Origin of the sequence: Brumimicrobium sp., from assembly GCA_023957385.1 — a bacterium.
Taxonomy (GTDB): Bacteria; Bacteroidota; Bacteroidia; order Flavobacteriales_D; family Crocinitomicaceae; genus Brumimicrobium.
The window spans coordinates 2,509,045-2,522,935 of sequence record JAMLGZ010000001.1 but is presented as its reverse complement, the minus strand read 5'-3'; the positions used below and the strand labels follow the sequence as shown (position 1 = coordinate 2,522,935).

The following is a 13,891-nucleotide window of genomic DNA, read 5'->3' as shown; positions in this document are numbered from 1 at the left end:
TATTTTTATTTAAAACCCAATAATAATGGGATGGAACGTTCCTGATTGATTTCCTGCATTAGGGGGAGCATCTAGTCCAACAATTTGAAGATTTTTTTTCATTGGTTTCGTTACTTTCACTTTGTATAAATCTACGATAGGATATAATGTGCTTTTAAATTCTCCATTTGGATATAGCCCATTGTTAAACCAACGAGTATCAAGGCTATTATAGCCATACGTAAACTCAATCGTTCTGTTTTGTGCAGTATTAAATGGAGTGAAAAACATAGTAGCAAATCCTCTCATTCTAATTGCTATGTTTTCATAGTAAGTCTTGAAGTTGCTATCAAGTCCCCAGAAAGCCATTTCTTTACCTGCCGGTATTTTAAATGAAGCACCACCATTTCCAGTTGCTAGAACTCTCCAGTCATTTAACATTTGTTGAAACTCTAAATCTTGTTTCTGTACTTTTAAGAAAGCAAGATCCACTGCATCACTTAGTGGCACCCCCTTAAGGTTGTAATAATAGTTAAACCAGAATCCTAAATCAAAAGTTTGATGTAAAGTATTTATCAAATCTATGTCAGGTTTTAAAAAATAAAAACACCATGCTGCTTTTTTCAATAAAGCGTAATCTTCAGCGTACATCTTATCTCGTGTAAACGTCATTACCAGATTCTTAGTTTCAAATGGTAAGAATAAATAAATATTAGAATTAGAACTAGAATTAGAACTATAACTAGAATTCTTTAAGGAATAAGGTTGATTAATGATAGTTTTCTCAAATGTAAATGCATATTTAGGCCACTGTCCGTTAGAGATGTCCTCTCGATTTTGTGGATAGCCAAAATTAGCATAATTGTCATAATATGTGTATTGGAATGTTGACTTTATAGGATTATAAATAGACTTCTTCATCTGTAAGTCATTTGTTAAACTTTCCTCTTTTTTGATTCCAGCTTGGAATAAAGGCGGAACAATATAGTGTACTCCTCCTACCAATACTCTCTCTTGACCGCGCACCTCGAATATGTCAAAACCTTCAGGACCTTGGTCTAAATCTATGTTATAATCATAATATGAAAAATCTTGATATGGCGCCCAAATATTTCCTGTATATTTTTTGCCATTATCCTCAAATTTTGAGATATCAAATTTTCTTACCGAAGAGGTGTATTTAGTACCCTCTGACGTATAGCAAGTATTTCCGTAAGATTCCATTTTAGCTTTAAAAGTATTGTACTGACTTACACCAAATGTAGTCATATATATAATACGGCCACTTGTGGGCTGGAAGGTAGATGATGCATGACCAAGTAACATGATGGAATCTTGTTCTTTAGTTACATTATCAACTTGTGTACTAAAACCAGAGGTTGGCATTTTAGGATAAAGTGGACCTATAGGTATTTTTACTCCGCTACTTAAATCCCCTGGTGATATAGAAGATTTTTTTAATAAATCAATATCCCTTGTTTTAGTGGTTTTTGTTCCAGATGTTGATGCATAATTAGCATCTTGTACTGTAAAATATACCATATATTGTTTTCCATTTTGGAGACCTGACGGTATCGTGAAGTCCATAGTTCCATTTACAATATTTGGGGTAAACGGTGTACTAAAGGTAGAAGTTCCATCCATTGAAACATAATCAACCATATATTTAGGTGTTTTTCCTTCTAGTTCAAAATAATCATCAACCCATTGGAAGATACGAACAACTCCTTTTCGGTTGAATTCATTCTTTAGTAAGTAACGTTGGCCTAATACAGGATAGGAATATGCAATATTTTTTTCTGAAATACTATCAGGCGCATTACCACTCATTATAGTCAATAAGGAGTCTTGAACAAATCCTTCAGGATATTTAGTCGTATTAGTAAAGCCTGTAGGTGTTTTCCATTGTCCATTCTTTAATTCTAATGCACCGCATTTAACATAGATATTAAATTTAGTTTTCTTATCAAATGCTTTAGTTTTGATTAAAGTTAAAGTATATCCATCAGGACTTAAGGAAGTTGTTATACCAGGTACTTCTTTTTCATATTTTGAACCACTCGCATATCTTACAGAAGTTTCTTTAATAAAGAATTTATAAGATCGTGTTGTGTGTTCATCTACTTCTAGTTTTACAATTTTACTTGGGGTAGAAATACTTTCAGCCGGCATCATTGGCATAGAGAAAACCACGTACGGATATGCAAAAATATCTACTTCATCTCCAGCGGGACCTACTTCTGTAATCATTTCGATATCATCTAGGGGATTTCCTTTTACCTCACATTTCTGTTCCTTGTTTATCGCAAAGTCACATCCCGTATTGATACGAATCAATCCACCTAATACTTCCCCCGTGATTCGAATTCTTCCTTCAGCCCATGTTGGGTTAGGTAGTCCAGCTTGTAAGACAGCTCCAAGACTTAACTTAACGAGAGATACTTTCCCAGACCAAAACCATAAATCTATTTCAAAACCTGCATCAGCTGAGAAATATGCATATAACTGACCATTTGCATACCATCCTTCTAATCCGATAGGAGTATTGCCACATGGATTGCTCGTGTAATGCTTTAAGGCAACGTCAAATCCTAATGTTGCTGCAATATCCAAGTAAAAGATTGCGATACTAGCATTAATGCTTCCATGGATTTCAGCACCAAACATAAACCCAGCGCCATTTTTTATTTTACTCAGTACAGAGTTGTTATATGTGTCTTTATTGTTATTCATTTGTAATGCATTTGTGACCACACTAGGTAAGGCAGGGAAAGGAGGGAGCTCAGATCCTATACAGAAGTATGCACTACCACCAATATCTACTTTTAGGAAAGGCGTATTCAATTTCATGAGTGTTACCTCAATCTTTTCAAAAGGATTTCCTTTTGTATCTGCACCTTTGTCGGGTCTTCCAACATATAGCCAGAAATCGAAATTCTTTTTATTATTTTGTCTTGCTTTTTGTTGTTCTAATGTCTCATTTGCAGGTTTTACACCTTGATTGTACCCAGCATGCATCCAAATAGGGATAGACATGGAAGGTCCAGCCATAGATAATCCATCTTCTGTTCCACTTTTGACTGAGCCTACCCCAGCTGTGACTTTTGCATATAAATCAAATACATCATGCTCAAAATCATACGTCATATCGATTTTAGCATTGACAATCCCTTCATCATCTTTACCTCCAGCAGATATAAAATCAGCATTTCCTTTAATCTGCATCATAGAGATCCCTCCACTTCCTGAAATTGAAGTAGTTAAAGTGGCAGTGGCTTTCATTACAGTGGCACTTAAATATGACAATGAAACAGAAGCTTTGAAAGTCATTGCTCCAGATTCTGGCGTCATAGTGACTTTTCCAGGAGTTGTTCCAGATGCCTCGGTAGTAGTTAATTTTATGTTATTGTAAAAACCACCTCCAAAACCAGTAATTACTACAGGTCCGATAGGAATTAAACCAGCTGCACTATAAACACTTGCCCCAAACCCATAATATGAATAATTGTTTACTTGTCCGAAAACAATGTCTGCATCGATGTTAATCCCGGGAGGAAAGGCTACTTTACAATTTCCAAGAATACCGTCTCCCCATGTTGCATCTTTCTTTCGGAATTCAAGTTCACCTTTTACTTTAACAGGTCCAAAATCTCCATCTATAGTAATTTTCTTAACATCTAATTCGAAATTTGTAGGAGGATTTTTTAAATCCTTTAATTGACCGTAAATAGCAAGAGTTGTTTCATTATTTAATTTAACAGGCCCAAATCCTAAGTTAAGTCCCACAGTAAACTTGAAGCCAATTTTTCTATCGTCAAGCATATCTATGACTGGAGCAAAATTTTTCAAGAGCACTCCAAATCCTGATATGTTTGAACCTGCAACAGGCTCGGAGCTTGTACTACCTCCACCTCCTGCAGGGAAGTATGCCGGAGCAGAAGGACCACTAGCAAGCAAATACTCAGGTGCAGCATTATTAAAATCCCTTTCTTCTTCATAGTATGGATTGAAATAACCTGTTGAAGTGGAAGGAGGAAGAGCATTCAATAAACCAAATTGAATATTTCCTGGATCAAAATAGAATTTATTTTCATTGGTAGTTGGATTTCTATTGGCGATTACCATATTCTCAATAGTCAATGCTGTAAATGCTAATCGAGGTGATTGCTCGCTTACAGTAATGTCCATTTTAGCACTAATATTTGCAGCTAAGACAGTACTTTTTCCTGGTTGCTTCGAAATGCTGATATTGGTATTAGGCTGAAGTTTTAAACTTGCAGCCCACATTTTAATGTTATAATCTGTAGTAGTACCAACGGCAAATTCAAATCCAACTCCTTCGGAAGAGATACTTAAATTACAAGTATATCCAAGTTCATCCTTGCTAACTGGTAATTTTAATTTCCCTGTCATAGTAGCTGATTGAGGCAGGGAGTTCTTTATTGGAATAGAGATAACATCTATAGATGCCCCCCAGCCACTATTTTTATCATCTCCAATATATCCTTTTTTCAAAAGATTATTCGCTTGAATAGAAGCCCATAACCCATTTTCTCCATTGATGAATAGATTGTTGAAAGATATAGTTGGCATAGTCCCAGATTCTGGTTTGACTAAAGTATTAGGGAGAGTCATTACTAATTCTTCCATGTAGAACCCTTGATAAGTGTTGTTTTTACCCTTAAAAGTATGTGTAGCATCATTTGTTGGCCATTTATCACTTGAGCTGCTGAGATTATTAATTGGTGCAGGATTAGTAGTTGCAGAGTGGTCATAATAAATTCCTTTAGTAGGATTAATTATAAAACCATCTAATCCATCGATCTCAAATGGAGCATTCGTGCTTAAACTAGCTATCCAATTGTCCCATTTCTTAAAAGAGAAAGTAGCAACTAATTTCACTTTTTCACCTGTTGGTTCATGTGTGTCGGGATCTACAGCCTTCAATTCGTTTGGTAACGTAACATCTGCTTTGACAAAAATCTTGTCCAATCCATTGCTTGCTGTCCATTTTAGGTAAGTTGTAGCCGTAGTATCTATAGATTCGAACGTATTATCTGAGCTTTGAGCTCCATGTAAGGTAAATGTTTCCCCTCCTAGATTAATAGTACGGTCTGATGGTAAAAACAATAATCCATTTGAGAAAGAGAAACCATCAGGTTTGATACAGAATTTGGCACCAGCTAAAGACAACCATTGATTGGCAACACCAGCATCAGGCATATTAAGATTAAACAGCATGCGCATATCAGTTCCTTCCTTGGTAAAGGCAATTCCCATGATGGCTAATGTCATATTTGAGTTCCCCAATTCTTGATTGTTTAGTCCTAGTGGAAAATCAACCGGAGCGCTTCCTGTTAATTGGTGTAAATAATGACCAACTTGATTTATTTTTTGATTGATAGGATCAAAATAGTCTTCTTGAAGATTTCCCATATTATTCATGAAACCACCTAAATCCATATTTAAGAATTTCTCATCACCGGGAAGTGATTTATCCCATGTGGTTAATGCAGAACCTTCTATTAATTCTTTATCTTGGTTAATCTTTATATCAGTAAAGTTAACTGCGAGTAAAAGTTGAGCACCATAAGGTTTCCATTTTATTTCTCCTTTTCCTGTGTATTTATCTCCATTCTTAGTGGCACTTTTCACAATCATAGTAAATGCTCCTATTCTAACTTCATCACCTTCAACTAAATTTCCCGAAAAAATAGGAGAGGCGTCGTTAATTCCTGGGATATCGGGACATACATTGGAAACATCAATTGTCATAGGAAGTGGAGTGGGAGGAGCAACTTCTCCAGGTGTCTCATCATTGCTTGTTCTATAAGTGAAAGTAAGAATTTCACTATATCCATTGTTTACAATTTCGACAGGACTGTTTGGTGGTATGTTTAGAGTTGCTTTTACCCGCGCCATATATTTTTGTCCATTCTCGAGTACATTAGGATGTAAATCCATATTGATAATTGTGTAGTTTGGATAAGATTCTGGACCATAAGGATCTGTTTGATAAACAATAGGCGCATAGTTATAGTCGCTTATAGCTTGTCCGGGCATTAATTTGCGAATCTCAAAATGATAGTTAACTAAGCCAGTTGCAAAATTACAAGTGGTTGCAGGAGTACTCCAATCGAACCTGATTTGATTCGTAAAAGGAGTGAAATCCTGAAAATATGCGTCATCTACATAAGAAGTCCAAGGAGATGTGAACTGGGAGGCAGCAATAGAATAACAAACATTAAACATAGCGCAGTTTGAACCAAAAGATGTGGAGAGAGGTTGAGCACTAATATTATCATCTATATCGTAAGCTGTAAAACAAATTCTATATCCTCCTTCTGGAAGTTTGTAATTTGCACCGTCTAGTCTCATTTTTTGGAGGTCAATGTTATCAAAAAGTAATTCACTTTCGTAGAATTGACCAAAAGCTTCTTCTAGTTGTTTTTTAGTTAATGTGATTTGTTGTTGTGGAAATAACTTTATAGACATCGTAGGATGATAATCCGGGCGTAGTTTTATAGAAGCCATGTCTGGATATTGACGTTCAATTGCCCCATTTATCTTAATTTCTTGATAAGCATTTGTTGTATTTCTCACAGTCACGATCAACTTATCGGTAATCGATAGATTTCCACCACCTCCTTGCATTTTTGCGGTTAATTCCGGCAAATAAGGTGAAATGGGAGGTATAACTGTAGTTGTAATTTGGATGCTCTGACTGTATCCTAAAGAAATCGCAGAAAGTAATATATATACTAATGCTAGATGAGTAATTCGCTGTATCATGTTGATTGAATTTAATATCTTTTTCATAATGTCTTTTTTAAAAGCTGAAGCTATAGTTTACCCCGGCTGAAAAATTAGTAGTATTTACGTAATGTGGAACAATATCAATCTTGTCCATTGGATTTAGTAAGACAGGTGGTGATATAAGGTAACTGGCGTACAAACCAAAGGTGTGTTTCTTTACACTATAGCCACTGTTGATTGAAAACATAAAGTTGTTTCCTGCTTTCACCCCGTTGGATTTATTGAAGAAATACCCAAAGTTCCCTCCTAAACTGAGTGTGTGTGTCTTTAATAATTGTGTGCTTGCGCCAATCGTTGTTCCAATAGAGTTATAGCGATAAGCCTTTTGACCATAAACGTTATAAGATAGCCCGACATTTAAACCAAAGTATTTACGTAAAAACTGAATTCCATAATTTGCTGAGGCATTGATGTTATCTCCTTGAACATCATTAGAAGTAGCAGGATTATAGTCGAATAGATTAGTGTAGCCAACAGAAGAGGAGACGGAATGTTGGAGTGTTCCAGATGTGATGTTGTAGCTAGGAGCAATCATAGCGGCAACCATCAATTGATTCATGCGGATACTGTCAGATAATTTTACTAAACCATCTTTTTGGATGACATGTGCAAAGTTAGTCCCCATAGCAATGTTCCAGTGATTAGTGGCATTAATCTGAATGTTTAGATTTCCTACTTTCGAGTGAATTGAAGATAAGAGAACTTTGTTGAGGTTGTTGTGCTGCCCGTTAAATGAGGCATTTAGAGAGACCTTTCTTTTGAAAAAGGAAGTATTCCCAATCACAGAAAATGCTTCTATATCTGTAACACGATAAGGAGTTCCTAAGGACATATATTCGGGTTGAATTCTACGGTACCCGAAAGTAAGTCCAAACCATTTTAGATTTACGCCCAATGAGGCATTACCTGCATATCCTAAAACAGTAGTTGCATTCACTTTTTGGAAAGCAGTCAGAAATTTTGGAATTTCATATTCATTAACTGTTCCTAGTGGGTTGTAAAATACATTTCTGTTGAGTACGCTAAACGCAAAATCTCCTTTAAAGGAGATGACTTTAATAATTCGAAATGACCAATTCATCCCTAGAGCTGTGTTCTCTTGTGGGAAAATACGATTCAAAGTGTCTTTAATTTCTTTGATTGAACTTGTTTTATCTTGTGCATGGAAGTAGTTAATGTTTATAGAACCAAATTTCTCTTCAAAGCCGATTTTCACACCATAACCCAATCGAGAGTATTGTGGTTGAACATGATGATCTAAACTTATATCTTCATTGATGGCTTTATTTAAACGCCCGACAAAAGCACCAAAACGAAACCATTTGGGTTTGAGTTCTATTCCTCCTCCTAAGAAGTTCTGTCCATCAAAAATAAGTCGAGAAAATGTCATGCTTCTATATCCTAAGTGCAGTGTAACCCATTTATAAGTAGGACTCAACCCAAATTGAGTGAAAGGTTGACTATAACTTTTACTGAATTGAGAAATGGAGAAGGAAAATGGAAGCTCAATTCCGTAAATCTTCATGGTAAGTCCAGCATAGGCATTCCATGCAAACGGATCTCGATATTGATAAGGAGAGTTGGAAGTGAAAACTGTAGTTCCAGCTCCTACTGTTCCATGAATTTCAAAAGATTTCTCATTTTTTATATTCTCTAAATCTTGTGCAAAAGTAGAGACAGGAAGTAGTAATAATGAGGTAAGTATGATATAAATAAAGTGTGCTTTCAATAGTATGTCAATTATGTTAGTTTATATGTAATATTTCAAAACAAAAGTAAATAGTCATTACAAAAATGTAAACCCCCAAAATAGGGGATGGCTCAAAATTTTTTAGCAGTCATTCATTACTTCTGCCTCACTCACCATTTTAATTGGCTCATCCTTGTCAGTTGGATCTGAAAGGAAGAAGTAAGTATGTTCTCCTTCATAGAATGAAGGGGCGTTAAGAATGAGATCTGGAATACCATCTCCATTCATATCTCCAATCCATACAATGTTAGGATCAGAACCTTCCAGAAGTGGAATTTTGACTAAAGAAAAAACACCTTCGTTTGTGGTATATTGGATACTATATTCTTGAATAGTGGAGCCAACCCAATCAGCCTCTGACCTCTCTTTAATTTCATCCTGTGTGAATGGTTTTCCTGTTTCTTCATTGAGAACATTTCCTTGTGCTGAGAATTCAAATTTTTGCCCATTTAGTAGGATATCTAATTGCTGGGTAGGATATAAGTTTTTATCTTCAATGAGCGTAACTAATTCCTCACTTAATCCGGAAAATGGTGTAAAGAAGAAGATGGCGTTTTCATGCTGTGATTTAATAATCATTATATCTAACCCTACACATTCATCAAAACCGTATGAGGTATTCAGTTTGGCTTCCCCTATCTTCCATTGTTTTGATTTTTTGTCCTTGTAGAATTCTAACCAAGAGTTTCCTTCGACATCTCTAGGATACCCTGTACCTTCTTTGCGATATTGTGTGGGAAGTATCATCCTAATGTTCGAGGGGAAATCAATAAATTCCTCAATATTATCAGTTGTTCCTGTTACAAGTGTGTCAAGTAAATTTTCATTTTCAGAAATATTATCATTGTGAGCACAAGTAATTAATAGTAAGCTACCGACTAGCATCCAAGGTAGTTTTGTGAACATTTTTTTCATTTGATTTTTCATATGTGACTGTGTACCTTTATTTTCTATTTTAATTTCACTTTATCTACAACCATAATCACAGGTGTAAATTGATGTGCATTTACCTGTGGATATAAATGCCCAGTAAGAGCAACTTTCTTTCCAAGGTATTTTTTGAAATCAATATTCTTTTCAGAATATAATTGGAATTCTGCATTGTCTCGACTGATGGACAGACCAACTTCTGGGTCATCATTATAGGCAATAGGATAGGTATTTACATAATGATCAGTTTCCAATACTAACACTTTTATTTTCTGATCTATTTTAGGCGTTTCACCATAACCTGGTTCACCATAAAAGATTTTTTCTGTAAGAGTGCCATATAGCATGGTTTCTTTACCACCATAAAATGTATAATTAGGGAAATTACATACATCTGCGAATGTGTTTTTTCCAATTATGCCCTCTTCCCAATTTTCCCATGCGTTTGCAGGATCAAAATAGCTGAAGTTCTCATAATAATAATTGTTGCTATACCAATCTTTGGTGGCAGCATCATATTTAAATGATAAATTTTGGTCTGTATAGTTGGGAATGAATGAGAATGACTCATCGACGTTCAATTGAAAATCTGAATCATCAAAATCAGGAACTCGTTGATGAATATCAAATGACCCTTCGTGGATATCAATTTTTATATTCTCAAAGTTTATTTCACGCAAATGGCTGAATAGGGGAGAGAGGTAGTCATTTAAAATCGAAAAATCGTAAAGATGTGAATTTACTGGACCTTTTTTGTACGAATTGTCTTTTTGCTGGAGATAAAGCTGTATAACAGTTTGGGTAGGAAATGTGTCATTTTGAAGAAGAAGTATGTAGTCCTGCTTATACATATCTTTATTCAAATCGCCTTTGGCTGATACCCGAATGCTCCAATTATCATCAATTATGTTTGTTATCTCTTCGGGAATAGTAATTTCTTCTTCAGTCTTAATTCCGTTTGCAGCATTAGAGATATCTATTTGATACTTAGGTATGATAGCTTTAATACTTGCTTCATCTGCGTCATCAAAATGAAGTTCATATATATCTTCTACGCTATAGTTGAATCTTTCAAAAAGGTTTTCCAAACCATAATTCTGACTGATAGTTGTATATGAATCAAAATAATATTCAGAGTTTGGTCTTTTTACGAACGTAACCCAAACAAATTCCTTATAACTGATACTACCCGTGATAGTTGATACAGTCAAGGTATCATGGGAGAAGAAAATTCCTGTAGCACCAGCATCGCCATAGTAACTATCCTGGAATAAGATGTGAGAATTCTCAAATATTTGAATGATTTCTTTATTAATTCTGCGTAGCATTAAAAGTTTAACTTCTTCCTCATTCTCACCTTTCTTATTTAAACGTAGAATAATATCTTCAAAATTAGTGTGTAAATCCCCTATTGCTTCAACAAATGTATATCCTCGTGGAATAAATCGCTTTAATTCCTTAGGGGCTTTCTGTCCTGTTGAAGCTAAAGAAAAGGACATAAGAAGTATTAACATGCCTAGTTTTACTTGCATATTATTCAGTATATTATGATTGTTTAAATATTCGAGATGAACCCTATTCTGTCAGACTTATTTGGGCTTCTACTTCTCCATTATCCATGTTGATTTTGTACAAATAACTTGTGTTTGTAAAATAAAGGATATTCCCTTCTAGGTGAAAACGTTCTTTATCATACCAAGCATCCATTCTGTTTTGAATTTGATCGAGTAGGACGGTCCATTTTGTATCCAATGTTTTTGCATCTAACATGGAGACTGATTTTATTCGCCCTTTATTATCAGTAGCATTATTAGATAGAACAAAAATATTTGATTTATATTCTAGAGGTTTGAAGTTATAATCATCCTCATCATCAGTAATATCCGAAGTTAGAACTTTTGGATCTATAAAGCTGTCTGCAGATGTAATTAGGGGGGTACCTGTTCTTTTATCATTAATAGTAATGTTATTTCGTTGCCCCTGTCCACTGTAGCTGTAGTCACGCGTATTCCCAATCAAAAGATGAAGATCGCTATCCCCTAGGTATAAATTTTCAAAATTCCCATCTATTTTTTCTGCTTTCCCTGTTTTAGAGTTGATTAAATAATAATATCCATCTTCAGATTCAGTGATAACGCCTGACTTTGTGGTTGTGTTTTTTTGAAAACTCAAGGTATTTGTTAGCGAGATAGAAGGATTTAATTTGATGATGTCTTCTGGAGAAAATATCATTTTCCCATTTTTATAATCAAATAGTGCTGGAGTCGATCTATTATCCCCGGAATTAAAACATCGTATCCATGCTCCTTCTTCATCCGCTTGGATAACAGTAAACATCTCATTAGATTTATAATCTTTCTTGAGAGTTTTTTGAGAGGTGCTTAAATCAATTGCTTGTATATATCCTGATATACCACGCATTCCTATGGTTTGAGAAGTGTAAATGAAATACTTTCCATCTTTTGAAAAGAAACCACTTTGTAATTCTTTACCTTGAACCATGGAGTCTCCATTGTCAGTAAAAAATGATTTAATATTCAATCCAGATTTACTAAAAGAAAAATACATGGAAATTCCCATTATAAGAAATATAGGGATTATAAGGAGTATAGCTCTCTTTATTATCATGTTACCCATGTTAGGCATTCCTCCCCCTTTTTGAGCTTGGTTGAAATATTGCTGATAAGGATCGCCTTGTCCCTGAGTTGCTCCCTGATTAGGATTAGAAGTACTCCTTCCGTCAAAAGAAGAATCAAAATGATTTGTATTGGTGTCAGATTTTCCTTTAAACTTTCGGTAAACTAGAAAACCTATAACAGCAACTACAGCTATAACTATCCATTGTATAGTTGTAGAATCTAAATTAAATGAAGGCATTTCCATGGTACTTATTTTTGGTTAGTGGGATAAATATATGAATTTATCCCACTAAATATTTTAAAAATCTTGATTATTAAACTTGGTATGCTGAATTAGGCTGATCAAGACCAGTTAGACCTAAACGTCGTGGATTATTTCCGTCATATATGACATAGATGTTTTTGCCATTCGCGATTTTATACTCAGATACAGCAGCAATAGAACAGGTAATTTCACCATCAAAAGATGTGTTTCCGTTTACTTTTACTTTCAAATTATATACATTTGCTCCAGGCATAATATTCGTATATAATTTGATGCTTGATATGATTGTTGCAGTACATTTAATCGCACTTGGACTTGCCGATAATTCATTTATTAATGTAGATTGTTCAGCTAATTTTGTACTTATTTCAATAGGGGCAGCTGCCATTCCTTGTTGTCTCATTGCTGTAGTATAATCTCCTACTCCAGGTACATGCGTGGTATGTTGTTGCTGCTGTTGTCCTGCGGACTGATCTATAATCACTCTACTTCTATTATTCGGATCATATTTTACTGAGAAAGATACTCCTGGCTGGAAAACACCTACTTGCGTTAAAGGAATCATTGCTTTGATAGTTGCAGGCCAAGTTTCTTGGCCATTAGTTACGTTTACTTCAATGATCAATTGAAATGATTGTTGCACTCCCATTGATATACGCATGTTTCCTTGGCGTGAGCTGATTACTGTTGCTGTAGCAGGGACTCCGTTAGGAATATCTTCCCCTTTCAATAAATTCGACATACCTCCTCCCATAGATTTGAATATCCAAAACATTCCTCCAAGAAGGACTACAATAAACAAAACCACGCCTATAGCTCCTAATTTTACCATAAAGAAGGATGCTATAAATACAGCTACAAAAACAATTGCAAATTTTTTTATAAAAGAATTCATGTTAGTTAAATTTTAGGGTTAGCAATTAAAGTGCCCCCACAAAACATACGCGTTGTGGATTATTATTATCGTATTTCACGGATATCATGTTATTTACTTCTATTTTAGGCATAATTTGAGAAGTAAAAACATTCGAAATAGTAGCATTAAATGGAGCTTGTCCTTCTGGTGTAACTTGTACTTGTAACTCGCACACGTCACCCATCCCATTATAATTTGCAGCTAAAACATTTTTAGATAATATAGTAGCTTTTGCATCTGCGCCATTTTGGAATAGTTCTCCAAGAAGTAAAGCATGCGCTTGTACTTTAGAGGCAACGTCTCCATTAACTACTTGTGCAGAAGTTCCTGCATAAGGATTTCCCATATTTGCTCCCGGAAAAGCTCCGAAGTTCATATTGGGCTGAGATTGATTTGCCATAGCTTGTTGAGCGTATGGATTTTGCATAGCATTGTTCATCATTTGTTGAGCATTTGCCATGGACTGCTGTGCTTGTTGCATAGCAGCTTCCTGAGTTTTTTGAGCTTGTTTTTGCATAAATAGATTAGTAAAAAATGATATTATTTGTGATAAAATACCGTTCATAGTATTAAGTTTTAATTGTTTCTACAAATTT

7 protein-coding genes are annotated in these 13,891 nt (G+C 35.1%); all 7 read right to left on the bottom strand.

The genetic code is table 11. The features are described from left to right. Window positions 1-9: 9 nt before the first annotated feature. On the bottom strand, window positions 10-6,798 hold the full coding sequence (locus tag M9897_10990; protein ID MCO5269404.1) for a hypothetical protein: 6,789 nt from the start codon (window positions 6,796-6,798) through the stop codon (window positions 10-12). 10 nt (window positions 6,799-6,808) lie between these two features. Continuing rightward, entirely contained in the window at window positions 6,809-8,524 is a 1,716-nt protein-coding gene (locus M9897_10985; GenBank protein MCO5269403.1) for a hypothetical protein, read from the bottom strand. A 102-nt stretch (window positions 8,525-8,626) separates the two neighbouring features. Then, window positions 8,627-9,460 carry a hypothetical protein gene (locus M9897_10980; protein MCO5269402.1) on the bottom strand — a complete coding sequence of 278 codons (834 nt, stop codon included), beginning with the start codon at window positions 9,458-9,460 and terminating at the stop codon, window positions 8,627-8,629. A 35-nt stretch (window positions 9,461-9,495) separates the two neighbouring features. Then, window positions 9,496-11,007, bottom strand: a complete 1,512-nt coding sequence (locus M9897_10975) for a DUF4431 domain-containing protein (GenBank protein MCO5269401.1) — start codon at window positions 11,005-11,007, stop codon at window positions 9,496-9,498. Between the two features lie 43 nt (window positions 11,008-11,050). After that, window positions 11,051-12,358: a hypothetical protein gene (locus M9897_10970; protein MCO5269400.1), complete on the bottom strand. Its 1,308-nt coding sequence runs from the start codon at window positions 12,356-12,358 to the stop codon at window positions 11,051-11,053. A 70-nt stretch (window positions 12,359-12,428) separates the two neighbouring features. Further along, the gene (locus tag M9897_10965) at window positions 12,429-13,274 is read right to left on the bottom strand and encodes a hypothetical protein (protein ID MCO5269399.1); all 846 of its coding nucleotides are present in this window, start codon (window positions 13,272-13,274) and stop codon (window positions 12,429-12,431) included. A 25-nt stretch (window positions 13,275-13,299) separates the two neighbouring features. Then, window positions 13,300-13,860 (bottom strand): hypothetical protein, encoded by a 561-nt coding sequence (locus M9897_10960; protein ID MCO5269398.1) that lies wholly within the window; start codon window positions 13,858-13,860, stop codon window positions 13,300-13,302. Window positions 13,861-13,891 lie beyond the last annotated feature (31 nt).

What these genes read in the sequence shown, in the direction of transcription:
- M9897_10990 (MCO5269404.1), bottom strand. Translation starts at nt 6,798, where the DNA reads ATGAAAAAGATATTAAATTCAATCAACATGATACAGCGAATTACTCAT.
- M9897_10970 (MCO5269400.1), bottom strand. Translation starts at nt 12,358, where the DNA reads ATGGAAATGCCTTCATTTAATTTAGATTCTACAACTATACAATGGATA.
- M9897_10980 (MCO5269402.1), bottom strand. Translation starts at nt 9,460, where the DNA reads ATGAAAAAAATGTTCACAAAACTACCTTGGATGCTAGTCGGTAGCTTA.
- M9897_10965 (MCO5269399.1), bottom strand. Translation starts at nt 13,274, where the DNA reads ATGAATTCTTTTATAAAAAAATTTGCAATTGTTTTTGTAGCTGTATTT.
- M9897_10975 (MCO5269401.1), bottom strand. Translation starts at nt 11,007, where the DNA reads ATGCAAGTAAAACTAGGCATGTTAATACTTCTTATGTCCTTTTCTTTA.
- M9897_10960 (MCO5269398.1), bottom strand. Translation starts at nt 13,860, where the DNA reads ATGAACGGTATTTTATCACAAATAATATCATTTTTTACTAATCTATTT.